This is a genomic window from Candidatus Marivariicella framensis (assembly GCF_982709265.1).
Map to the genome: position 1 here is coordinate 33,522 of NZ_CEXPNT010000009.1, position 24,686 is coordinate 58,207.

Genomic DNA, 24,686 nt, shown 5'->3' on the forward strand with positions numbered 1-24,686 from the left:
TATACAATAACTTGTATTTGTAGATTTATAATATTTAAGATATGTAAATAAAAAAAACCGCTTTTTGGCGGTTTTTTTTAACTTATTATGTTACAACTTCTTTTATACGTGCTTTCTTACCGGTAAGGTTTTTAAAATAGTAAATACGTGAACGTCTTACTTTACCTTGTTTGTTAATTTCTATTTTTTCAATTGTCGGAAGGTTCAGTGGAAATATTCTTTCAACACCAATTGTTCCTGACATTTTTCTAATGGTAAAAGTTTTTGACTCTCCTTTTCCTTTTATTTGAATAACAACACCTTTAAAAAACTGAGTTCTTATTTTTTCGCCTTCACGAATTTGATAATAAACAGTTATAGTGTCTCCAGAAGAGAATTTGGGAAATTTGTTTTGAGGAATGAACTCTTTTTCAATGAAGTCAATTAATGCTTCCATGTTTATTGCATTATAATTATAAGTAAAGCAACATTCACGATTTTCGCCAGTGGTTAATTTACCGGGCAAAAGTACTTTTTTTTTATTTAATAGAAAAACACTATTAATATTTAATCATCAAGTAAATCTGGTCTGAGCTTTTTAGTTAACTCAATTGATTTTTTCTCTCTCCATTCCTCGATTTTAGGTGTATTTCCAGAAAGAAGTATCGCAGGAACACTCATGCCTTCATATTCAGCTGGTCTAGTGTATATAGGTGGGGCTAAAATACCATCTTGGAAGCTGTCTGACAAGGCAGAAGATCCATCACTTATAACTCCAGGTAAAAGTCTTACAATTGAATCACATAAAACAGCAGCAGCCAGTTCTCCACCTGACAACACAAAATCTCCTATTGAAATTTCTTGCGTGATAAAATTATCTCGTATTCTTTGATCAACTCCTTTATAATGTCCACAAAGTAAAATTAAATTAGTTGTATTTGACAACCTATTTGCAGTAGACTGATTAAGAGTTTCGCCATCTGGTGTTAAATAAATTATCTGATCATAATTGCGTTTAGATTGAAGACTTTTAATGCACTTAACAATTGGCTCTATCATCATAACCATTCCGGCTCCACCTCCGTATTGATAATCATCTACTTGTTTGAATTTATTAGAACTAAAATCTCTAGGGTTGTGAAAAAATATTTTGACAAGTCCGAATTCTTTTGCTCTTTTTATTATTGATGCATTAAAAGGGCTCTCAATCAGTTCAGGAAAAAGTGTTATTATATCTAATCGCATAATTATCGTTAAAAAATACTATAAAAAAAATCATTTTAATATTTTGATTTATTAATTAAGCATTTTATTCAAATATAATGCGTTCTTTTTCTCCAGAGGCACTCATAAAGAGTATAGATTTGATCGATTCAATATTTATTCTGTCAATTTCACTAATATCATTTATTTCTATATCGTTAATTTCAAGCAAGAAATAGTCATTGTCAATACCAAAACTATACAGTCTAGAGTTTTGAATGTTTGTAATTTTAACCCCTACATTATCTTTAATTATTTTTTTATCATTTTCAGAAATATTTTTCAGTTCCATTCCTAAAAAAATTATTCTAGTTATTTTTTTTAAAATAATATTAATTGTAAAAGTTTTACCGTCCCTAATATATTTGACCCTTACACTATTACCTGGACGTTTGGTCGATAAATAACCTGACATGTCAGAGAACTTATTAATTTTTACGTTATCTATTTCAATAATTATATCATTCTTAATTATACCAGCTTCCTCGGCACCAAGATTAGGCTCAACACTATTAACATAAAAACCTTCTGTTTGATCTGTTTTTAGTCTTTCAGCAAGTTTTTGATTTAAAGCATTTCCAGTTACACCAAGTAGACCCTTTTGAACATTTCCATACTCTAATAGATCTTCAAAAACTTTTCTTGCAAGGTTGCTTGGAACAGCAAAAGAGTAGCCTACAAATCCACCAGTCATTGAAGTTATTGCAGTGTTAATGCCTATTAACTCTCCCCTTGTATTAATTAAAGCACCTCCACTATTTCCTTGATTTACAGCAGCATCAGTTTGAATAAAGGACTGATTTTTACGATCTAACTTATTTAAATCTCTTGACTTGGCACTTACTATTCCTGCAGTTACTGTAGAATTTAAATTAAATGGATTCCCAACAGCCAAAACCCACTCTCCAATTTTTATTAATTCAGAGTCTCCAAATGGAATGTAGCTTAAGGGTGATTTTGACTTAATTTTTAAAACAGCAATGTCGGTATATGGATCTGACCCTACAAGTATAGCTTTATAGGCTTTATTATTATTTATTGTAACCTCAATTTCAGATGCACCCTCAATTACATGTTCATTTGTTATAATGTATCCATCAGGAGAAATAATCACACCTGAGCCACTTCCAATTTTTTTAGGCGCTGATTCTCCATAAAAATTATAGAGCCAGTTTTTTGAATCTTCAATATAGTTGCTTGTATTTTTAATATGTACTACCGCATTTATGGTTTTATTAGCAGCTGTGGTGAAATCAGTTTCTTCAATATTGCTAATATAATTAACCTGTTTTATTGGAGCGTCTAATTGGTAATCACTAATAACCTGGATTTGTTCGGAGTTTAATTTATCGTAAATAAACAAAGTGATTAGGCTGCTTAGGCATCCGGTAATTAACAATTTAAAATATAATTTCATTGAATATTAATTTTTAATAATGCTAAATTAACAAGATGAATGAATGTTTGTCAACCTTTAACTAGTTTTTAACTATTTTTGATAAGTCATGATAATCAAATTTTATAAATATCACGGAGCTGGAAATGATTTTATTATACTAGATGATCGTGAATTTAATTATTCATTTTCAATTAAAAAGATAAAGGAGATTTGTGATAGAAAAAATGGTATTGGTTCAGATGGTTTTATCTTATTAAGAAATCATAAAAAATATGACTTTGAAATGATATATTTTAATTCTGATGGTAAAATCAGTTCTATGTGTGGAAACGGAGGAAGGTGTATAGTGCATTTTGCTTATTTTTTAAAAATAATAAAATCTAGTACTGTTTTTTTAGCAATAGATGGACCTCATGAAGCACAAATAATAAGTGATTCAAAAGTCATTTTAAAAATGAATAATATTGATGAAATATTAAAATTTAAAAATTATACATTTATTGATTCAGGATCTCCTCATCATATTATTGAAAAATCTAAAATAGATTTAATTGATGTAAAGCAAATTGGTTCAAAAATAAGATATTCAAAAATTTATAGTCCAAACGGAGTTAATGTAAATTTTATAAAAAAAACATCTTCTAAAGAGTTTATGGTTAGAACATATGAGAGAGGAGTTGAAGATGAAACTTTATCATGTGGCTCTGGCGCAGTAGCATCAGCTATTGCTATGCATAGCAAAGGGAGAACAAGTCAAAATAAAATTAAAATTAAAACTTTGGGCGGTGATCTAGTTGTTTCTTTCAAGTTCAATAAAACATACTCAGGAGTTACTTTAGAAGGACCAGTAAAGCAAGTTTTTAAAGGTGAAATTGTTTTTTAAATATGAAAATATTCCTACGTAATCTCAAAGATTCAGATATAAATATTCTTTTAGAAACAGAAAATGATGAAAGCTTGTGGAATTATTCATTACAAGACAAACCTTTCTCAAAATCAACAATTAAAAATTATATTAAAAACGCATCAGTTCAAGATATTATTGAGGCAAAGCAAAAAAGATTTGTTATTTCATCTAATAAAATTGACATACTAGGTTTTATAGATTTATTTGAATATAATTTAGTAAAACGTGAGGCATTTATAGGGATAGTGGTTTTAGATAAATATAGAAACTTAGGAGTAGGATATGATTCAATTCAACTCTTAGAATTATATTGTGTAAATCATGTTGAAATTGACAAGTTATGTGCTTCTATTGAAATAAATAATATAAAAAGTATTAAATTGTTTAATAAATCAGGTTTTGTTAAAAAACATAATGATTTATATGAAAAAAATATTGAATGAATAAAGTTATTCGTAGATTTTTTTTAAGTCTCATTCCTTTTTTATTAGCAGCTATAGTCTTTTTTGGTTTAAGGTTTTATAATACTTTTTTTGCATCAAATACAAAATTCGAATCAGAAGACATCAAACTATACATTAAGCCAAATTCTGATTTTAATGAAATAAATAGTCAACTCAACTCTTTTCTCAAATCTTCATTTTACTTTAATTTAGCTGCAGAAAAAAAAGGATATTCATCAAGAGTTAAATCCGGATTGTATGTCATTCCTAAGCAAAGTAATAATAATGAAATAATTAATATTTTAAGAAGTAAGAGTAAAACTGTTAAGGTTGTTTTTAATAATCACGAAAGGATAGAGAATCTTGCTGGAAGAGTTTCAAGACAAATTGCCCTTGACAGTGTTTCCTTGTTAAAAGCATTTTATGATAAGAATTTTATGCTCCTCAATGGGTTCAACTCCTTAAACGCTATTTCAATGTACCTGCCAAATACTTACGAGCTTTTTTGGGATACTAGCGCTAATAATTTTAGAAACAAAATGTTAGAGTCTTACAATAGTTTTTGGAATAATAAACGAATATTAAAAGCAAAACAGATAGGTCTGTCCCAACAGGAAGTTTCTGTTTTAGCTTCTATAGTTCAAAGAGAATCAGTAATGAAAGATGAAAGACCAAGAATTGCAGGTGTTTATTTAAATAGATTAAAAAAACGTATGCGACTTCAAGCTGATCCAACAGTTATTTTTGCTCTCAAAAAAAAAATAGGAAATTTTAATAAAAAAATAAAAAGAGTGTTATATAAAGATTTAAAAATTAAATCTCCTTACAATACATATCGGAATAGAGGTCTTCCTCCAGGTCCAATTTGTATGCCAGATCTCGACGCAGTTGATGCAGTGTTAAATGCCGAAAACCATAAATTTTTATATTTTGTCGCTGATCCTGAAAACAGAGGGTATCATCTTTTCGGGAAAAACTTAAGAGAACATAATTCTAATAAAAAAAAATATATTCGTTGGATAAATAAGAAGAAAGTCTATCGCTAAAACCCACTATTTAAAATAAAAATTGAAGGTCGCTTATTTAAATCTTCCTTATTAATTTTCTTCCAATTATCTACTGATTCACTTTTTATTCTCTCAGAATTAAGACTTATATCAGTTGCTATGCAAAGTTCAGTTGAATTTGACAAGATATTAATTAGATCATTAAATAATGAGTTGTTTCGGTAGGGGGTTTCAATAAATATTTGAGATTGATTTTCATTTAACGACCTTTTTTCAAAAAATTTAATTTTTTTAAATCTTTCTTTTTTTTCTATTGGAAGATACCCGTTAAATGCAAAGTTCTGACCATTCATGCCCGATGCCATTAAAGCTAAAAGTATAGATGAGGGTCCAACTAAAGGTTTAACCTTTATGTTGAGATTATGAGCTTTGGAAACTATTAATGCTCCTGGATCTGCAATTCCTGGACATCCCGCATCTGAAATTAATCCAATCGATTGGCCTTTCAAGCAGATATTCAAATAAGAATCTGATTCATTTAATGAAGTGTGCTTATTTAATGGATACATGGTGATTTTTTCTTGAGATCTATAAGGTGATACTAGCTTAATGTATTTTCTTGCAACTTTTTCATTTTCAACAATAAAATAATTTAATTTCTCAATAATATTTTTTACCTCGACAGGAATATTCCTATCGACTTCATAATTGCCAATGGTGTTTGGAATTAAATATAAGTATCCATTTTTTCTCATTTTATAATAAATTTAGAAGCTATTTTTCATAAGCAAAATTAATTAATTTAAAACAATCATTAAAATCTTTCACTCCTCCGTAGTATGTGTCAGGTGTATCACTTTTCTTCATAAGAAGTTTAATCCTCGATTAGGATCCAGTAATGTCTGAAATAAACAAAACATCCTTAAGGTTTTTCTTATCCATTACATAAATATGGTCATACACTTTTAAAATAATTTTTTGTAAACTGCCTTAACTTATATATTTATATTATTTTTTTTTGCAATATCAATACTTCTTTGATCAGGTATATCTCCAGCATGATAAGAGGATGTTCCAGCAGAATCAATAATAAAGTTTTTTTTGTGAAGATATTTTTTAAGTATTCCCTCAGCTAAGGGAGGTCTATAAATATTCCCCAGACAAACGATTAAAATAAGAGTCGGATTAGTCTTGAAAGTTATATTGTGAGTTTTTGATTTAGGTCTTCAACATACTTTCTGAATTGCTTGTCTGTAAAGCTTAGATTATCTACTGTTTTACATGCATGGAGTACGGTGGCATGATCACGTTTTCCTATCTGAGAACCTATACTGGCTAATGATGCTTTTGTGAATTTTTTTGCAAAATACATTGCTAATTGTCTAGCTTGGACAATGTGACGCTTTCTTGTTTTTGACTGAAGAGTTGAAACGTCCATTTGGAAATATTCTGACACTACCTTTTGAATATAATCAATAGAAACCTCACGTTTTGTGTTTTTAACAAATTTATTTACGATTTCTTGGGCTAATTGAATAGTAATTTCCATTTTATTAAAGGATGATTGAGCAATCAAAGAAATTATAGCTCCTTCTAATTCACGAATATTTGTTTTAATATTTTTAGCAACATATTCTATTATATTATCTTCAATATTAACACCATCTCTGAATAATTTATTTTTAATTATGGATACTCGTGTTTCAAAATCTGGAGATTGTAATTCAGCTGATAAGCCCCACTTGAATCTAGAAAGTAACCTTTGCTCGATATCTTGCATGTCAACCGGAGCTTTGTCTGATGTTAGAATAACTTGTTTTCCATTCTGATGAAGATGATTAAATATATGAAAGAAAACATCTTGTGTTCCTGACTTTCCACTCAAAAATTGGACATCATCAATAATTAAAATATCAATTACTTGATAAAAATGAATAAAATCATTCCTTGAATTTTTCTTAACTGACTCAATATACTGTTGAGTGAATTTTTCAGCAGAAATATATAAAACAGTTTTCTCAGGGTATTTATCTTTAATTTCAACTCCAATAGCATGAACTAAATGAGTCTTACCTAGACCAACACCTCCAAATATTAATAAAGGATTGAAAGAGGTTCCTCCGGGTTTATTTGACACTGCTAATCCGGCAGATCTAGCCAGTCTATTAGCATCTCCTTCTAAAAAATTATCAAAATTATAATTTGGATTTAGCTGTGATTCAATTTGTAAGTTTCGAATACCTGGAATTATAAAAGGATTCTTCAATTCATGACTTCTTGATGTCATAGGTGCTGAAACGTCTTGTGGCTTTATTGAGTCTCTATGATTACTTGGAATGCTCTCAGTGAAAGGTTGTTTGTTTCCAAAAGTGTTTTCCATTTTAATGACATAAACTAAACGAGCATCTGGACCTAGTTGTTGAACAAGTACCGACTTCAAAAGACTTACATAATGTTCTTCTAGCCACTCATAAAAAAACTTACTTGGAACTTGAATACTTAATACATTATTAGCTAGCTTAACCGCTTCAATTGGCTCAAACCATGTTTTGAATGCTTGAGGCTGGATGTTATCTTTTATGAAAGACAAACATTTACTCCAAACTTCATTTTTAATAGAATCCATCTATTGAATTAATATATAAATATTATAATTATTATTTTTTTAACTAACAAATCAGCTAAGACAAATATTGTTTAAATTTTTTTAAAAAAAAACACAATTTACTATTGACTATTAAAATTTTTTTATAGACATTATAGCTTTTATAATTTAACCTTAAAAACAAACATAATATATGATTTTTGTTAAATAAATGAAATATTTGTCCAAACCTTTTCGTGTTGATTATTCTGATACTGATCAAATGGGATTTATGCATCATTCCAATTATTTAAGATTTTTTGAAAAGGCAAGAATTTCTTGGCTAAGGGATTTGGGAATTTCTTATAAAAAGATGGAAGCTGATGGTATCGTAATGCCCGTTGTTTCATCTTCGCTAATACATATTAAACCTTCTTTTTTTGATGACCTATTAGTTATTCAAATACAACTAAGCCAAATCCCTAAAGCTTCATTAGATTTTAACTATATTGTTTATAATCAAAATAAAGAATTGATATGTAAAGGCACAACAAGACTAGCCTTCTTAAATTCAAAAACTCAAAAGCCAGTTAGATGTCCAAGTTTTCTTTATAATTTGTTTGGAGAATAATTTATTACACTATATAGTAAGTCAGTAGAAATAGTTTTTTTGATCCACTCTTTATTTTTTATTTCAGGAGCTTTGATTCCGTCAAAAATTTTCTTTTTCCCGACAAAACATCTTGCTTCATCCCAGAAATTATAATCAATAAATTTTTGAATTGTTTTTCTCCCTCCTTCAACTAATATTGAGTTGACTTTGTTTTCGTGAAGATTATTTAAAAGTTCATGAATACTTTTTTTAAAGTTTATATGTATGCTGTGTTTATTATTTATTTTGATTTTTTTATCAATAAAGTGATATATTTTATTATGTTTTTTTAGGACTTTTGAATTAGGTTTAATTCTGTTATTTGGATCTATTATTATTGGAGTTGGAGATTTACCATTCCAATATCGAGTAGTTAATTCTGGATTGTCTTTATAAATTGTATTTATCCCTACCGCTATTGTATCTTCTTCAGATCGCCACTTATGAGTGATTTGTCTTGATTCAGTTGATGTAATCCAAAATATTTCACCTTTTTTTTGATTAACTGGAGAAATGAAGCCATCTTCTGACTGTGCCCATTTTAAAATTATATATGGCCTTTTATTTTTATGATAACAAAAAAATCTTTTATTTAGTTTGTCGCATTCATCTTCTAATACTCCTACTTTGACATTTATATTATTGTTTTTTAATTTTTGAATTCCCAAGCCAGAAACTTTTGGATTTGGATCGCTGGTTCCAATGATTACACTTGGAATCTTTTTTTTAATTATTAGTTCACTACAAGGCGGAGTTTTTCCATAGTGGTTGCATGGCTCAAGATTTACATATAATGTAGATTTTTCTAGTAGTTTTTTATTTTTTACACTATTAATAGCCTCAACTTCAGCATGATTTTCACCAAAATTTTTATGAAATCCTTCTCCTATGATTTTATTATCACAAACAATAACTGCTCCAACCATTGGATTGGGAGACGTGCTCCCCAAGCCTTTTTTTGCTAGATATATGCATCTTTTCATTAATAACTCTTCGTTCGATAGCATTTTGTTGTTGTTTGTGTAATTTTGACGTCATAAAATTAAATTAAAATTTGATTGAATGACAATTCGAGAAATTAATCATCAAGATAATATTCAAATAGCCCTGATAATAAGAGATGTAATTACTGAAATGAAAGCTCCTAAAACTGGAACTGCATTCAGTGATCCAGAATTAAATTTCCTGAGTGATTCCTTTAGTGGGTCTAGATCAAAATATTTTATTATTGAAGATAATGGAAAAATACTTGGAGGTGCTGGAATAAACCCTTTGAGTCACTTTAATTATTCAGTATGTGAATTACAGAAAATGTATTTTTTAAATAATGCAAGAGGTAAAGGTTGGGGTGAAATGATAATTGATAAGTGTTTATATCATGCTAAGGAAAATGATTTTAATTCATGTTATATTGAAACCATGAGTTTTATGAAAGCTGCACAAAAACTTTATCTTAAAAAAGGATTTAAATACATTGCTAAGCCAATAGGTAAAACAGGTCATGTAAACTGTGATACATGGATGATAAAACACTTTAAATGAATATAATTCAATTTCGAAACCTTTATAGAGAAGCTCTTAGCTCTAAGTTAGAATTAAATGAAATTGATTTCATTTACAAAAAGCTTTTAAACTCTTTTTTTAAATTAGAATCAACCGTGGTTGGACTGAATCCACAAATGGATTTATCTTCTAAACAAGAGATGAAATTAAACAATGCCTTATTATTGATTCAGGATGACTGTCCTTTACAATATGTTATTGGAAACTCGCCATTTTTAGATTTTGAAGTTTATGTTGATCCAAATGTTTTAATACCAAGACCCGAAACTGAGGAGTTGGTTAATTGGATTTTGAAATCTTGTAAAAATGGACAAAACATTTTTGATTTATGTACTGGAAGTGGATGCATTGCTTTGGGTTTAAAAAAACACAATCCAACTTTAAATATTACAGGATTAGATATATCAAAGAAAGCAATTTTAATTGCTGTAAAAAATGCTAAAAAATTAAATTTAGATATTAATTGGATAGTTGAGGATTTAAAAAAAATTAAATCAGAAAATTCATCTATTGATATTATTGTATCTAACCCTCCTTATATTTACCCTGATGAAAAAAAAAATATGCAACCCAGAGTTCTAAGTCACGAGCCGCATCTTGCTCTTTTCACTCCAATTAATGACCCGGTTTGTTATTATAGGTATTGTATTGATTTTGCAAAAAAAAGCCTAAGAAAGGGTGGAAAACTTTTTTTTGAAATAAATCCAAACTATATTAATGATATTGAAAGTTTATTGTCAAATTCAAATTTCTCAAACATTGAAGTTAGAAACGATTTTTTCAAAAAAAAAAGAATGTTAAGTTCAGAAAAAAAATGAACAAAGAGATTAAAAACCAAATATTTACCCTTAGAGAAGAAATTCATCATGATAATTATCTTTATTATATAAAAGACAGTCCAGTTATATCTGATTTTGATTTTGATCAAAAATTAAAAAGACTAGAATTTCTTGAAAATCTCTACCCGGAACTTGATGATCCAAATTCGCCAACCAAAAGAGTAGGTGGAAGTGTTTCAAAAAGTTTCGACACAAAAAAACATAGTTATCCTATGTATTCACTCGACAACACTTACTCCAGAGAAGAAGTGAAAAGTTGGATAACTAAGGTTAAAAAAATATTAGGAGATGATATTCCGTTAAATTATGCCTGTGAATTAAAATATGATGGCGCTTCTATTAGTTTAACATATCAAAATGGAATTTTAATTCAAGCCTTGACAAGAGGAGATGGAGTTCAAGGAGATGACATAATTAATAATGTAAGAACCATCAACACAATACCACTAGTTTTAAATGGAGATTATCCTAAATTTTTTGAAATTAGAGGCGAAATACTAATGCCTAAAAAAGTATTTAAAGAATTGAATAAACTTCGAGAATTACAAGGTTTACCTTCTTTTATGAATCCAAGAAATACTGCTTCAGGATCATTAAAAATTCAGGACAGTAGAGTTGTTGCAAAAAGAAAATTAATTTGCTTTTTATATAGTGTAATATCAAAACAAAATGAATTTTCTTCACAGTTTCAATCTCTTTCAAAAGCTAGATTATGGGGTTTTAATGTTTCAGAAGAAGCAACACTCGCTGATGATTTAGATTCTATTTTTGTTTTTCTAGAAAAATGGAATAAAGTCCGTCATGAATTACCTTACGAAATAGACGGTGTAGTTATAAAAGTTAATGATATTGATCTTCAAAATCAGTTGGGTTATACTTCTAAATATCCAAGATGGGCTATAGCTTACAAGTTTAAAGCTGAACAAATTACAACTAGACTTAATGGAGTTAGTTATCAAGTTGGAAGGACAGGATCAGTTACACCAGTTGCAGAGCTAGAGCCAATTCTAATATCCGGAACAATTGTTAAACGTGCTTCTTTGCATAATGCCGATCAAATTGAAAAGTTAAACATTAGGATAGGTGATTTTGTGAAAGTTGAAAAAGGTGGAGAAATTATTCCAAAAATTATTGGAGTTGATAAGGGTCGAAGAGTTAAAGAATCTTCAAAAATTTCCTTTATTAAAAATTGTCCAGATTGTAAAACGCCTCTAGTTAGAGAAGACGGAGAGGCAAATCATTATTGTTTAAACTCAGATAGTTGTAAACAACAAATCATTGGTTCTATTCAGCATTTTATTTCTAGAAATGCAATGGATGTTGAGGGGCTTGGGGGAGAAACAATTCTGTTATTGTTTGAGTCAGGGTTAATTAAATCAATTGCAGATTTGTATGATTTGACTGAGCGAGATCTTCTTCCTCTTGATAGGATGGCTGAGAAAGCTACCTCTAATATTTTGAAAGGGTTAGAAAAATCAAAAAAACAACCATTTAATAAAGTTTTGTTTGGTCTAGGCATTCGTTTTGTCGGAAACACTGTTGCGAAAAAAATAACAACCTCAATAAATAGTATTGATGAATTAAAGAACTCCTCTTTTGATGAGTTGATTTTAATTGATGAAATAGGTGAGAGAATTGCAGAAAGCATAATTAATTATTTTAAAAGTGATAAAAAATTAAATCTTATCAAGAGGTTAAGAAATTCTGGGCTTCAGTTTAATTCAAGTTCTAAAAAACAAAAACTTAATTCAAAAAAACTTAACGGATATAAGTTTATAGTTTCTGGAGTTTTTAAAGATTTTACTCGTGATCAACTAAAGCAGTTTGTAATTGAAAATGACGGACAAATTGTTTCTAGTATTTCTAATAAAACAAGTTATATTATTGCTGGAAAAAACATGGGGCCTTCCAAATTACAAAAAGCTCAAATTCTCAATATTCCAATTATAAATGAAACACAATTTATCCAAATGATTAATGATTAATTTAGTTAAAAATTATACAAAAAATTTTATTCTTAATTTAGTTTACAAAAGAGTATTAAAAAGTAAACCTAAAAAAAAGTTTATTAAACTTTTCAATAAACCATTTTCAATTGCTGTTATTATTGATTCAAGTTTGAACATGAAGATAAATGATTTCAATTTTTTAACTGATGTTTTTTCAACTTCTGATCAAAACATAAGTTTTTTATGGTATAAATCATTCATTCTTCATGATTGTTCAAGCCATATAAGAATTGATGATAATGATATTAATTTTATAGGTAAAATTAACAAAGATTATAATTTGTTTTTTGATCGAAAATATGACGTGTTAATTAATGTTTATCAAAAAGATAATGTTATTATGAAATTATTAAGTCTTAAGGTAAAACATGATTTTTCAATTGGCTTTACTCCTGTTGATAATGAATTAAATGACATAGTTTTTGATTTTAGCCCACAAAATGTTAAAGTATTTAGTGTTGAGCTGTCTAAATATTTAAAAATAATATCTAAATAATGAATTTACAAGGTCATGGTGTTGCTGTTATTACACCTTTTGATAAAAAGGGATGTATTGATTTTTTTGCTCTTGAAAAACATCTAAATAAACTTATTTCATCTAATGTTGATTATTTAGTTATTCTCGGGACGACATCTGAGATTTCTACTTTATCTATTTTAGAACAAATTGAAATCTCTGAATTTACAGTTAGAATAAATAATAATAGACTTCCTCTGGTAATTGGAGTTGGAGGAAATGATACGTTGTCCATATCTCATAAATTAAACAAATTCAAACTTTCAAGCTTTCAATCGGTTTTATCTGTATGTCCCTACTATAATTCACCAAGTCAAATTGGGTTATTTGAGCATTTTAGTCAAATATCAACCAAATGTTCAATTCCAGTAGTAATTTATAATGTTCCTTCAAGAACAGGTTCAAACATAAAACCAAGCACTGTATTTCAATTATTAAAAAAGCATAATAATATTATTGGAATTAAAGAAGCTAACAGTAGCAATAATCAAATTGATGAATTATTGCATTTTTCTCCAAATAATTTTCAAATTGTTTCTGGAGATGATATTACAGCTGTTGATTCTATCTTAAAAGGCGCCGTAGGAGTTGTTTCGGTTATAGGCAATGCTTTCCCATCTAAAATAAATGAAGTGGTTAAGCATGCCCTCAATAACGAAACAAGATATGCCTTACAAAAGCATAATGAATTAAGAATGCTTATGAGTTTAATTTTTGAGGAGGGAAGTCCATCTGGAATTAAGGCTTTAATGAGTGAATTAGGTGTTTGTGAGAATAATTTAAGGCTTCCTCTCGTGCCAGTATCATTTAACTTACTTGAAGCAATTAAGTTTCAATTAAATTCTTTAACCTAAAATTAAACATATATTAGATTTTCTTTTTATTCTTTTATAACTAGAGTTTTGTTAATTTCGCATAATGATTAGTCTAAAAAAACATATAAAATATAGTTTTCTAATTTCAGTATTTACTTTTTTTGGTTGTAATGATTATCAGAAAATATTAAATAGTGAAGATATTACTGAAAAGTACCGTGCTGCCGAAAAATATTATAATGAGGGTGAGTATAGAAGAGCTAATCGACTTCTTGATCAAATTGAACCGAAATACAGAGGTAAGCCTCAAGCAGAAAGAGTAATTTTCTTTCTTGCAGATTCTTATTTTCAAACTAAGAGTTATTTGCTGTCTGCATACAAGTTTGAAGACTTTACAAAATCATATCCAAAAAGTGGGAGAATACAACAGGCACTTTTTTTAGAAGCAAAATCCTATTATCATTTGTCTCCTGAATATAGTTTAGATCAAGATGATACTAAAACAGCACTTGAGAAATTCCAAATATTTATTAATAAGTTTCCTAAATCAGAGTACTTAAGTGAGGCGAATGTTTTAGTAGTAGAACTTCAAACTAAATTAGAGAAAAAAGACTTTGAAGTTTCAAAACAATATTATACAATTAGAGACTACAAGTCTGCAATTAGATCACTAGACAATTTCATTGCGGAATATCCTGGAACATCATATAGAGAAGGTGCTATGTATTATGAGTTTTTAGCTACATATGAAATAGCAATTAACAGCGTTATAAACAAACAAGAAGAGCGTTTAAATGATTTGATAGTTCTTTATGACAATATCTTTCGTTACTACCCTGAGACAATTTATGAAGAAGATTTAAATCAAAAACACAATAATATAAATGATATTTTGAAGTCAATTCAAAATAAAACAACTAAATAAAATTATGACTAAATATAGAAATTCTAAAGCAGCATTAACTTCAAAGACCTATAATAGAGAATCAATTGAATCAGTTACTGAAAACATCTACGAAGCTTTATCAATTATTGCAAAAAGATCATCTCAAATAAACCTTGATATTAAAAAAGAATTACATGAAAAATTAGAGGAGTTTGCTACCCATAATGATAGTTTAGAGGAGATTTTTGAAAATAAAGAGCAGATTGAAGTTTCTCGTTTTTACGAAAGACTGCCTAAGCCTCATGCTATTGCTGTTGAGGAATGGTTAAATGATAATATTTATTATCGTAATACAGACGAACCGTCAGTTTAGTATGTTGTCGCTAGAATCCAAAAAAATCCTTTTAGGGGTTACGGGAGGTATAGCAGCATATAAAATACCTATTTTAGTTAGACTTTTAAAAAAAGCTGGTGCAGATATTCGTGTAATTTTAACGAGTTCAGCAAAAGACTTTGTTTCACCTTTAACACTTCAAGTTCTCTCTCAAAACCCTGTTTTATCAAATTTCACTAATGAAGAACATGATAATCCTCAATGGAATAATCATGTCGAACTAGGTAATTGGGCAGACATTTTTCTTATTGCACCCGCAACCTCAAACAGTTTGTCTTCTATGGCAAATGCTAAATGTAACAATTTACTTATTGCCACATATTTATCTGCATCTTGTCCTGTTTTAATTGCGCCGGCTATGGATTTAGACATGTATAACCATCCAGCAACAAAAAAAAATATTAAAAAATTATCTTCATACGGAAATATCATTCTTCCTGTTGGTGAAGGGTTTTTAGCAAGTGGCTTGCACGGTAAGGGGAGAATGATAGAACCTGAACAGCTATTAAAGAATGTGATTTCTTATTTCAATGGATCAAAACCATTATCAGGAAAAAAAATTCTTATTACAGCCGGTCCAACTTTTGAACCTATTGACCCAGTTCGTTATATTGGAAATTACTCATCTGGAAAAATGGGTTACGAGTTAGCCAAAGAAGCTATTAGGTTAGGAGGAAAGGTTAAATTAATAATGGGCCCAAATAGCCTTGATCTAGAAAGTTTTGAAGGTGACTTAATCAAGGTTGTTACTGCCTCTGAAATGTTTGAACAAGCTATTTCTAATTTTGAAGAATCCACAATTGTAATAGCTGCTGCTGCAGTAGCTGATTTTACTCCAAAAAACAAATTATCATCAAAAATTAAAAAAGAAGACAAATTAAGTAAGATTAATTTAATTCCAACAAAAGACATATTGTTTGAAATGGGCAGAATAAAGAAAGATCAACTCTTAGTTGGATTTGCGTTAGAGTCTAATGATGAAATAAATAATGCTCGTGAGAAGTTAAAAACTAAAAATCTTGATGCAATTATTTTAAATTCTTTAAATGATAAAGCAACAGGTTTTGGGTTTGATACAAATAAAATAACCTTTATTAAAAAAAATGGTACTTCAAAACCCTTCAAATTAAAAAGCAAATCAGATGTGGCAGCTGACATATTTAATGAAATTATTAATATAAATGAATAGATTTTTTTCTTTTTGTGTTTTATCTATTTTTTCAGTTAGTGTTTTTACTCAAGAGCTTAGATGTGAAGTAGTTGTTAATTCTGATTTAGTTAACCAAACTAACCAACAAGTATTTTCCACTCTCCAAAAATCAATTCAGGAGTTTATGAATTCCCAAGTATGGACGTCTCAGAAATGGAATTCAGAAGAGAGAATTAATTGTAGTTTAATTTTAAACCTTACAAGGTATAGCGACAATAATTTTGAAGGCACCCTTCAGGTTCAATCTCAAAGACCAATTTATGCTTCTAATTACAATAGTCCGATTTTAAATTTTCAAGACATTGATATAAGTTTTTCATATCAAGAGTTTCAACCTCTATTTTATAATTCAAATAAATATGATTCAAATTTAATTTCTATTTTAAGTTTTTATGCGTACATGATTATTGGTTTAGATTCAGACACTTTTAAGCTCCAGGGAGGTCAACTGTTTTATTCATATGCTCAAAAAATATCAAATTTGGCTCAACAAAGTAAAAATGATGGTTGGATTTCTACAGGTAATAGAAAAAACAGATACTGGTTAGTTGATTCAATTCTTTCCAATGCTTTTAAAGAATTTAGGACTACCAATTATCAATATCATAGAAAAGGACTTGACTTAATGACTTCAGATCAATTTACAGCTAAAACTAATATTGCTAATAGCCTATCAAATTTAAGTGAATTAAATAAACGTCGTCCTAATTCCTTTTTAATTCAATTGTTTTTCGATGCTAAATCTCAAGAAATAGTTAATATTTTTTCTGATGGCATTAAGATTGAGTTAGATGCTACAAAGCAATTATTGAGAAGGGTTGCACCTTTTTTTAATAATAAATGGAAGGAAATAAAGAGCTAAATTTTAATTTACTCATTATCTAACATATATTTAAAGTATAATTTTTTGTTTTGTTAAAAAAACTTTTTATATCAAACTTTGCAATAATCGACACTTTGAAGGTTTCATTTTCAAGTGGAATGACCTCAGTTACAGGCGAAACAGGTGCAGGTAAATCTATAATCCTAGGTGCTTTGTCTTTAGTTTTAGGGAAGCGTGCAGATCTAAGTTGTTTAAAAAACTCTGCAAAAAAATGTATTATTGAAGCTTCATTTGATATTTCCCTTTATAATTTGAAAGATTTTTTTGATTCTGAAAATATAGACTATGATAAAGAAACTATTTTAAGAAGAGAATTAATTCCATCTGGAAAATCAAGAGCTTTTATAAATGATACTCCAGTTAACCTTGATGTATTAAATAAAATTAGCACTAGTTTAATTGATATTCATTCTCAAAATGAAACCCAGACACTTTTTTCAAATTATTTTCAGTTTAAATTTCTAGACTCATTATCTAATAATATTCATAATATGAAGAATTTTAGAATTCAGTTTCTAGAATACAATTCATTAATTACATTATTCAAAAAGCTCTTGAATAGTAAAGAAGTTGGTTCAAAAGAATTAGATTATCAAAAGTTTTTGTTTAACGAGTTAGAAACTTTAAATTTAGAAACTAATACTTTAAGTAGAATAGAAGCAGAAGTAGCTGAATTAAGTAATATTAATTTAATAGAGAACAAACTCTCTTCATCTGTTGAATCAATTAATTCAGATGAAGATGGTATACTAAGTAGGTTATCTGATATTTTACATAACATTAAATCAATTGAAAAGTTTTCGCTAAAATTCAAAGATTATAATTATAGGATTGACTCTTTGTATACAGAGTTAAGAGATATTTTAAATGACTTTGAAAGTCACTTGACTTCTTTAGAGCCTAACCCGGAATTATTAAATGAAAAGAACTTAGAACTAGACAACTTATATTTAATTTTAAAAAAACATAATGTTTCAACAATAGAGGACTTAATCGTGATAAAAAACAGTTTAGCCACAGTATTTTTTGATTCAAATTCATTATCAAAAAAAATCAATGAAATAAAAAAACTAATTGATCTTAAAAAAGAATCGTTGTTAATTTTTTCCAAAAAAATTCATAGTAATAGGATTAAGGCAATTCCTAAGATTGAGAATGAATTAAAATCCCTTGTTTTAAAGCTAGGAATGAAAAATGCTAGTTTTAAATTGAATTTAATCGAGGTTAATGAATTCAATGAATTTGGAAAAGAAAAATTAGAACTTTTATTTTCTTCTAATATGGGGTCAAATCACAAGCCATTAAAAAAAACTGCATCAGGAGGAGAACTGTCAAGAATTATGCTTTCAATTAAATACTTGACTTCTAAGTTTCACAATCTTCCTACAATAATTTTTGACGAGATAGATGCTGGCGTATCAGGCTCTGTTGCTAATGAAATTGGAATGTTAATGAAGGATATGTCTAAATCAACTCAAGTTTTTACAATTACTCATATACCTCAAGTAGCGGCTAGAGGTAAGAATCATATTAAAGTTTTTAAACAAACTATTAAATCTGAGACTATTACTAATCTAAAAGAGTTAAACAGAATGGAAAGGGAAGATGAAATTGCTTTAATGCTTTCCGGAAAGAAAATGACAATCAGTGCGCAAGAACATGCCCGGGAGTTACTAGATTAATCTATCTTTAGATAAATAATTTTAATATGTCTTATAAAATTTTAGAAGGAAAGAAAGGAATTGTTTTTGGTGCTTTAGATCAAAATTCAATTGCATGGAAGACTGCTGAAGCTATTATAGAGGCAGGTGGTGAAATTGTGCTAACAAACGCTCCTGTTGCTCTTAGAATGGGAACTGTAAATGAGCTTGCTGAAAAAATAAATGCTCCCTTAATATCAGCTGACGCAACTTCTATATCGGATCTTGAAAATTTAATTAAAAAATCAATTAGTCATTTTGGGGGAAAAATAGACTTTGTTCTTCACTCAATTGGAATGTCTGTTAATGTAAGAAAAGGCAAACATTACACTGATTTAAATCACGACTGGATGACTAAAGGTTGGGATATATCAGCAGTATCCTTTCATAAACTTATGCAAACCTTATTTAAAATGAATGCAATGAATGAATGGGGAAGTATTATAGCATTGACTTATATAGCTGCTCAGAGAACTTTTCCGAATTATAATGATATGGCTGATAATAAAGCATATTTAGAATCTATAGCCCGTAGTTTTGGATATTTTTTTGGAAAGGAAAAAAAAGTTAGAGTAAATACTATTTCTCAATCACCAACATTAACTAAAGCAGGAGAAGGCGTGAAGGGGTTAGAAGGGTTTTTGAAATATGCTGAGAAGATGTCACCATTAGGTAATGCATCTGCTGAGGATTGTGCTAAATACACTGTAATGATGTTTTCTGATTACTCTAAGAAAGTCACATTACAAAATTTATTTCATGATGGAGGTTTTTCAAATGTGGGAGTAAGTCAAGACATTATAGACTCTCTTGATTGATTAAAATGTTATTTAATGGACCTTAATATTTTTAAAAATAGTTTATCAAACCCTTTAGCTAGAAAACAAAAAACCAAGGTGTTCTTAATTTTTATTTTAATCTCTTTTTTGTTTTGGGGTATCACGAAGTTTTCTAAAAATTATTCTGCACTTGTTTTTTTTGATGTTAAATATGTTAATACTCCAGATTTAATAGTTGTTGAGTCAAGTTATAAGATCATCGAAGGTTATATAAACACTTCGGGGTTTCAATTACTTCTTTACAGATTAATTCCAAAAAAAATAAAAGTTGACATTTCACTTGCAAATTTTAAAGAATCAAAAGGAATACTAGATTTAACATCTCAAAGAAGATCACTTGATGATCAAATATCAGGAAGCTTTCTTAGTTTTGAAAATGATCGATTATTTTTCAATTATTCTAAACTTACAAACAAAAAAGTAAAGGTTAGTGTTAATACAGATTTCATTTATTCTTTAGGATATAATAATATGAATGATGCTAGAGTCGAGCCAGATTCTGTTTATGTTTCAGGTCCAGAATCAATTATTAATAATCTAAATTTCATAAGCACTATCCTTATTAAAAAAGAAAACATATCAAATAACATAAAAACGATTGTATCTCTTGAAAACAAAGATTCACTTGTTAAAATAAGACCTAATAAAGTTCTTTTTCAAGAATCAATCAAAAGATTTACAGAAAAAGATTTTGAAATTTTTATAAATTTAATTAATGTACCTGATAGTATAGAAATTAAATTATTTCCTGAAAAAGTAAAACTTACAGCTTCTTTTCCAATTGATTTAATTGAAAAAGTTAAAAAAGAAAATTTTGAACTAGTTTTTGATTATTTATCAACTGAGAGCGGAAAGTTTGAAAGCGTTCCGATTGATCTAATTAATACTCCTGAGTTTTCTAGAAATGTTCGCTGGATTCCCAAGACAATCTCTTACCTCATTAAAAAATGAAAATTATTGGCTTAACGGGTGGGATAGGAAGTGGAAAATCTAAGGTTTTAACTTTTTTTCATAACAAAGGCATTCCTTGTTATAATTCAGATAAACAAGCTAAAGTTTTAGTTAATACAGATTTAAAGCTTAAAAGTGAAATAAAAAAATGTTTTGGTGATGAAATATATTGTTTTGACAAATTAGACTCCAAAGCTTTATCAAATAAAGTTTTTAATAATCCAGAGAATCTCAAATTATTAAATTCAATTATTCATCCAGTTGTTGCTAATGATTTTATTAAATACACAAATAATAATAAATCTTCAATAATATTTAAAGAGTCTGCTATTTTATTTGAATCAGAGAGCCATCTTTCATGTGATTATACTATTTTAATAACAGCACCAGTTAAAATAAGGATTGAAAGAGTTGTTAAAAGAGATTTAATTAATATAGATCAAGTTAAATTAAGAATTTCTAATCAATGGTCTGATGAAAAAAAATCTTTATTAGCAAATAAAATAATTCCAAATATAGAATGGAGTAAAACAGTTTTATTACTTGAAAAGTTGTTAATTGAAATAAAAAATCAATTTAATATTTTAGATTAACAATACATTAGGATATAATTTCTATTTTTTTAGTGACTTTTGTAAATAATATCTGAATTAATTTGAAGAAAGATTACTTTATAGTTTTAGTTTCACTGATGTTGCTCTCAATAATTGGAGTAATTGCAGTTCAAGCTTATTGGATTAAAACATCCTGGAACAACAAGGAGGAGGCATTCTCTTTAGCCGTCAATCAAGTGCTTGAGTCTGTATCTCTTGAAGTTCAAAATAGAGAGCTTAATGATTATATTTTGGCTTATGAACGCTTAATTGATTCTGTTGGTAAACCAGATGATTCAAATTTTACAGATGTTTTTTTGTTCCTTCCTGAAGAAAACACAACTAGCTTGTCAACTTTTTTTGCATATGGAATCTTACAAGAAGATTATAATATTGATGGTTCGAGTCTTGATCCTAGATTTGCGCAACTAGCTAATTTATCTGATTACAAAAATGTAAATACAACAGCTATAATAAGTAACGACGTCTTTGGTCGCGAAAATAACATGATAACTTCGGTTTCAAAATTAAAATCAGTTGAAAGAAGAAACCCTTTTGAAGTTGCAAAATACAGATCTATATTTATGCAATACATGGCAAACTTACCTATACATAAAAGAGTTAGCACTCAAGAGATTTTACTTTTGTTAAATAAAGGTCTCAATGATAAAAATATAAAAACTCCTTTTGAGTTTGGCGTTTATAATAATAAATTGGCTACTAGAGTTAAATTAAATAGCTATTCGGAAGAAGATAAAGGTCCTCGTTATGCAACTCCAATATTAGTTGATGACATAGGTAAAAGTCCTTATGAGTTAGTTGTATTTTTCCCCAAAAAAGAAAATTTTGTTCTTTCATCTTTAATTGGAGTAGCAGGACTGTCTATAATACTAACTTTATTTATTGTTTTAGTTTCATTTAGTGCATTGTATCAAATAATACAACAAAAGAAAATTGCTGTAATGAAAACTGATTTCATTAATAATATGTCTCATGAATTCAAAACTCCAATAGCAACAATAGGTTTAGCAATTGATTCAATATTAAATGTAAAAACAATAAATAAGCCAAAAAAAATTCAGGAATACACAAAAATGATTAAAGAAGAAAATAATAGAATGTTAAAACAAGTCGAAGATGTTTTAAGAATTTCTCAATTAGAAAGAGGAACCCTTCAAATTGAAAAAAAAGAAATTAACATTAATGAAGTTATAAGAAATGCTATTAGTCATGTTTCTCTTATAATAAAAAGTAGAAATGGTAAAATTGATATTAATTTAAATTCTGATTTGAACATTATTTATGGAAACATTAATCATTTAACTAATGTATTTGTTAATATTCTAGATAATGCCATTAAATATTCAACAAATTCTCCATTGATTAAAATAAATAGCTTTATTGATAAAAAAATAATAATGATAACTATTAAGGATAACGGAATAGGGATGGATTTAAATTCACAAAAATTAATTTTTCAAAAGTTTTATAGAGTCCAAACGGGAAACATTCATGACATCAAAGGTCATGGACTTGGTTTAACTTATGTCAAAAAAATCATTCAGGTTCATCAAGGGCAAATAAATCTTAAAAGTAAAAAAGGGATTGGTACAACATTTGAAATATCTATTCCCTTGATTTAAAATAAAAAACAAAAAATGGAAAACAAAAAAATTTTAATTGTTGAGGATGACCCAAACTTTGGAAGTGTTTTAAGAGATTACCTTTCTTTGAATAGCTATAAAATTTCACTTGCTAAAAACGGAATTGAAGGTTTTGAGAAATTTAAAAAAGATAATTTTGACTTATGTATTCTTGACGTTATGATGCCATATAAAGATGGGTTTACTTTAGCTAAAGAGATAAGAGAGAAAAGTAGCCAGGTCCCTATAATATTCTTAACGGCTAAAACTCTTAAAGAGGATGTTTTAAAAGGCTTTAAAGTAGGCGGAGACGATTATTTGTCAAAACCTTTTGATTCTGATGTCCTCTTAGCAAAAATCAAAGCAATTTTAAATAGACAAAAAGTTGTAGACACCCCTAATTCGGAAGAATTTCAATTTACAATAAGCGATTTTCATTTTAATTCAAAACTTAGATTATTATCTTTCAAAGATCATAATAATATTAAATTATCGCCTAAAGAAAATCAATTACTAAGACTCTTAGTTCTATACTTAAATGATTTAATGCCCAGAGAAGTTGCTTTAAATAAAATTTGGAGAGATGACAACTATTTTACTTCAAGAAGTATGGATGTTTATATAGCAAAACTTAGAAAATATTTAAGAAGTGACTCTAAAATTGAAATTGTTAATATTCATGGTGAAGGTTTTCGTTTGTTAGTTAAAGATTAATTTTTTCTAGGATGGAAATTTTTCATCACTGATTTTAAATATTTAGTATCCATATGTGTATAAATTTCAGTTGTTGTTATACTTTCATGTCCCATCATAACTTGTATAGTTCTTAAATCTGCTCCATTTTCAAGCAAGTGAGTTGCAAAAGAGTGTCTTAAAGTGTGAGGGCTAATAGTTTTATTAATTTGAGCTTGCTTACCGTATTTTTTAATTAAAGTAAAAATCATGGCTCTTGTTAGTTGTTTTCCATTCCTATTCAAGAACAAAACATCAGAATGTAATGGGTGAATTTTCCCAATAGACCTGTGTTTTTTTAAATAAACCTCAATACATCTTTTCGCATATTCTCCCAGGGGCACAAGTCTTTGTTTATTACCTTTTCCTATTACCTTTATAATATTTTCTTTAAAAAACAAACTTGATATTGTTAAGTTAACTAGCTCGCTTACTCTCAGTCCAGATCCATAAAGTGTTTCTGCTATTGCAATATTTCTATGACCTTGTGGTTCAGAAACACTTATTGTAGATAATAATTTTTCAACCTCAAGTACAGATAAAACTTCAGGTAATTTTCTTCCTAATTTTGGAGTTTCGATTAAATCTGTAGGATCATCTTTTCTAATATTTTCAAAATTCAAATAATTAAAAAAACTTTTTAATCCAGAAATTCTTCTTGCCATGGAGTGAGAGCTTTTATATTTAGCCTCCTCATATATGAAGGCTTGTATTTCATCGCTTTTTATGTTTTCAGGTTTTTTTTTATCTATATCTATCTCATAATATTCTATAAAAGCATCTATATCAAATAGATAATTTATTATAGAATTACTTGACAAACCTCTTTCAATCTTAAGATAGCTCTTATAGTTTTTTATTGCTGATTTCCAGATCAT

The 24,686-nt window shown here is 28.2% G+C and carries 27 protein-coding genes; 19 read left to right on the forward strand and 8 right to left on the reverse strand.

What is annotated here, in order from left to right; genetic code table 11:
- Nucleotides 1-85 precede the first annotated feature (85 nt).
- From rplS to AC34EU_RS04645, 3 genes are all read right to left on the reverse strand, one after another.
- Nucleotides 86-436, reverse strand: coding sequence for a 50S ribosomal protein L19 (gene rplS / locus AC34EU_RS04635; protein ID WP_487533944.1), 351 nt, complete (start codon nt 434-436; stop codon nt 86-88).
- 110 nt (nt 437-546) lie between these two features.
- Complete coding sequence (gene trmD, locus AC34EU_RS04640; RefSeq protein ID WP_487533943.1) at nt 547-1,224, reverse strand: tRNA (guanosine(37)-N1)-methyltransferase TrmD; 678 nt, start codon at nt 1,222-1,224, stop codon at nt 547-549.
- Between the two features lie 64 nt (nt 1,225-1,288).
- Nucleotides 1,289-2,659, reverse strand: a complete 1,371-nt coding sequence (locus tag AC34EU_RS04645; protein ID WP_487533942.1) for a trypsin-like peptidase domain-containing protein — start codon at nt 2,657-2,659, stop codon at nt 1,289-1,291.
- Nucleotides 2,660-2,747: 88 nt separating this feature from the next.
- On the opposite strand from AC34EU_RS04645, the gene dapF reads away from it, so the two are divergent.
- The 3 genes from dapF to mltG are packed head-to-tail and all read left to right on the forward strand — an operon-like array spanning nt 2,748 to nt 5,037.
- Nucleotides 2,748-3,524 (forward strand): diaminopimelate epimerase, encoded by a 777-nt coding sequence (gene dapF / locus AC34EU_RS04650; RefSeq protein ID WP_487533941.1) that lies wholly within the window; start codon nt 2,748-2,750, stop codon nt 3,522-3,524.
- A 2-nt stretch (nt 3,525-3,526) separates the two neighbouring features.
- Nucleotides 3,527-3,991 (forward strand): GNAT family N-acetyltransferase, encoded by a 465-nt coding sequence (locus tag AC34EU_RS04655; RefSeq protein ID WP_487533940.1) that lies wholly within the window; start codon nt 3,527-3,529, stop codon nt 3,989-3,991.
- Entirely contained in the window at nt 3,988-5,037 is a 1,050-nt protein-coding gene (gene mltG, locus AC34EU_RS04660; RefSeq protein ID WP_489696084.1) for an endolytic transglycosylase MltG, read from the forward strand. Before AC34EU_RS04655 ends, mltG begins: the two co-directional genes overlap by 4 nt.
- Here mltG and AC34EU_RS04665 read toward each other — a convergent pair.
- The 3 genes from AC34EU_RS04665 to dnaA all read right to left on the reverse strand — a co-directional run bounded on the left by AC34EU_RS04665 (nt 5,034) and on the right by dnaA (nt 7,624).
- Nucleotides 5,034-5,753 (reverse strand): SAM-dependent methyltransferase, encoded by a 720-nt coding sequence (locus tag AC34EU_RS04665; protein WP_487533938.1) that lies wholly within the window; start codon nt 5,751-5,753, stop codon nt 5,034-5,036. The genes mltG and AC34EU_RS04665 overlap by 4 nt on opposite strands.
- Before the next feature lie 240 nt (nt 5,754-5,993).
- Nucleotides 5,994-6,200 carry an arsenate reductase/protein-tyrosine-phosphatase family protein gene (locus tag AC34EU_RS04670; protein WP_489696090.1) on the reverse strand — a complete coding sequence of 69 codons (207 nt, stop codon included), beginning with the start codon at nt 6,198-6,200 and terminating at the stop codon, nt 5,994-5,996.
- A complete protein-coding gene (gene dnaA / locus AC34EU_RS04675; protein WP_487533937.1) occupies nt 6,197-7,624 on the reverse strand; it encodes a chromosomal replication initiator protein DnaA in 1,428 nt (475 codons plus the stop codon). Before dnaA ends, AC34EU_RS04670 begins: the two co-directional genes overlap by 4 nt.
- A gap of 190 nt (nt 7,625-7,814) precedes the next feature.
- Here dnaA and AC34EU_RS04680 point away from each other — a divergent pair, with 190 nt between their 5' ends.
- The gene (locus AC34EU_RS04680; RefSeq protein ID WP_487533936.1) at nt 7,815-8,213 is read left to right on the forward strand and encodes an acyl-CoA thioesterase; all 399 of its coding nucleotides are present in this window, start codon (nt 7,815-7,817) and stop codon (nt 8,211-8,213) included.
- Here the strand turns inward: AC34EU_RS04680 and ribD are convergent.
- Nucleotides 8,192-9,241 carry a bifunctional diaminohydroxyphosphoribosylaminopyrimidine deaminase/5-amino-6-(5-phosphoribosylamino)uracil reductase RibD gene (gene ribD / locus AC34EU_RS04685; RefSeq protein ID WP_487533935.1) on the reverse strand — a complete coding sequence of 350 codons (1,050 nt, stop codon included), beginning with the start codon at nt 9,239-9,241 and terminating at the stop codon, nt 8,192-8,194. The two genes, AC34EU_RS04680 and ribD, sit on opposite strands and share 22 nt — an antisense overlap.
- 55 nt (nt 9,242-9,296) lie before the next feature.
- Here ribD and AC34EU_RS04690 point away from each other — a divergent pair, with 55 nt between their 5' ends.
- From AC34EU_RS04690 to AC34EU_RS04760, 15 genes are all read left to right on the forward strand, one after another.
- Nucleotides 9,297-9,776: a GNAT family N-acetyltransferase gene (locus tag AC34EU_RS04690; RefSeq protein WP_489696085.1), complete on the forward strand. Its 480-nt coding sequence runs from the start codon at nt 9,297-9,299 to the stop codon at nt 9,774-9,776.
- A complete protein-coding gene (gene prmC, locus AC34EU_RS04695; protein ID WP_487533933.1) occupies nt 9,773-10,615 on the forward strand; it encodes a peptide chain release factor N(5)-glutamine methyltransferase in 843 nt (280 codons plus the stop codon). The genes AC34EU_RS04690 and prmC overlap by 4 nt, the downstream gene beginning before the upstream one ends.
- Nucleotides 10,612-12,621 (forward strand): NAD-dependent DNA ligase LigA, encoded by a 2,010-nt coding sequence (gene ligA, locus AC34EU_RS04700; RefSeq protein WP_487533932.1) that lies wholly within the window; start codon nt 10,612-10,614, stop codon nt 12,619-12,621. Before prmC ends, ligA begins: the two co-directional genes overlap by 4 nt.
- Entirely contained in the window at nt 12,614-13,141 is a 528-nt protein-coding gene (locus tag AC34EU_RS04705; RefSeq protein ID WP_487533931.1) for a DUF6913 domain-containing protein, read from the forward strand. The genes ligA and AC34EU_RS04705 overlap by 8 nt, the downstream gene beginning before the upstream one ends.
- Nucleotides 13,141-14,016: a 4-hydroxy-tetrahydrodipicolinate synthase gene (gene dapA / locus AC34EU_RS04710; RefSeq protein WP_487533930.1), complete on the forward strand. Its 876-nt coding sequence runs from the start codon at nt 13,141-13,143 to the stop codon at nt 14,014-14,016. The genes AC34EU_RS04705 and dapA overlap by 1 nt, the downstream gene beginning before the upstream one ends.
- A 64-nt stretch (nt 14,017-14,080) precedes the next feature.
- The gene (locus AC34EU_RS04715) at nt 14,081-14,902 is read left to right on the forward strand and encodes an outer membrane protein assembly factor BamD (protein WP_487533929.1); all 822 of its coding nucleotides are present in this window, start codon (nt 14,081-14,083) and stop codon (nt 14,900-14,902) included.
- A gap of 4 nt (nt 14,903-14,906) precedes the next feature.
- Nucleotides 14,907-15,236: a DNA-directed RNA polymerase subunit omega gene (locus tag AC34EU_RS04720; protein WP_487533928.1), complete on the forward strand. Its 330-nt coding sequence runs from the start codon at nt 14,907-14,909 to the stop codon at nt 15,234-15,236.
- Nucleotide 15,237: 1 nt separating this feature from the next.
- Entirely contained in the window at nt 15,238-16,446 is a 1,209-nt protein-coding gene (gene coaBC / locus AC34EU_RS04725; RefSeq protein WP_487533927.1) for a bifunctional phosphopantothenoylcysteine decarboxylase/phosphopantothenate--cysteine ligase CoaBC, read from the forward strand.
- On the forward strand, nt 16,439-17,329 hold the full coding sequence (gene porD / locus AC34EU_RS04730; protein ID WP_487533926.1) for a type IX secretion system protein PorD: 891 nt from the start codon (nt 16,439-16,441) through the stop codon (nt 17,327-17,329). The genes coaBC and porD overlap by 8 nt, the downstream gene beginning before the upstream one ends.
- Before the next feature lie 50 nt (nt 17,330-17,379).
- Nucleotides 17,380-19,032 carry a DNA repair protein RecN gene (locus AC34EU_RS04735; RefSeq protein ID WP_487533925.1) on the forward strand — a complete coding sequence of 551 codons (1,653 nt, stop codon included), beginning with the start codon at nt 17,380-17,382 and terminating at the stop codon, nt 19,030-19,032.
- Nucleotides 19,033-19,058: 26 nt separating this feature from the next.
- A complete protein-coding gene (locus AC34EU_RS04740; RefSeq protein ID WP_487533924.1) occupies nt 19,059-19,868 on the forward strand; it encodes an enoyl-ACP reductase FabI in 810 nt (269 codons plus the stop codon).
- A gap of 15 nt (nt 19,869-19,883) precedes the next feature.
- On the forward strand, nt 19,884-20,840 hold the full coding sequence (locus AC34EU_RS04745; RefSeq protein ID WP_487533923.1) for a CdaR family protein: 957 nt from the start codon (nt 19,884-19,886) through the stop codon (nt 20,838-20,840).
- The gene (gene coaE / locus AC34EU_RS04750) at nt 20,837-21,433 is read left to right on the forward strand and encodes a dephospho-CoA kinase (protein ID WP_487533922.1); all 597 of its coding nucleotides are present in this window, start codon (nt 20,837-20,839) and stop codon (nt 21,431-21,433) included. The genes AC34EU_RS04745 and coaE overlap by 4 nt, the downstream gene beginning before the upstream one ends.
- A 62-nt stretch (nt 21,434-21,495) precedes the next feature.
- A complete protein-coding gene (locus tag AC34EU_RS04755; protein ID WP_487533921.1) occupies nt 21,496-23,076 on the forward strand; it encodes a sensor histidine kinase in 1,581 nt (526 codons plus the stop codon).
- A 15-nt stretch (nt 23,077-23,091) separates the two neighbouring features.
- Nucleotides 23,092-23,790, forward strand: coding sequence for a response regulator transcription factor (locus AC34EU_RS04760; RefSeq protein WP_489696086.1), 699 nt, complete (start codon nt 23,092-23,094; stop codon nt 23,788-23,790).
- On the opposite strand, the gene xerD is transcribed toward AC34EU_RS04760, so the two are convergent.
- On the reverse strand, nt 23,787-24,686 hold the full coding sequence (gene xerD, locus AC34EU_RS04765; protein ID WP_487533919.1) for a site-specific tyrosine recombinase XerD: 900 nt from the start codon (nt 24,684-24,686) through the stop codon (nt 23,787-23,789). The genes AC34EU_RS04760 and xerD overlap by 4 nt on opposite strands.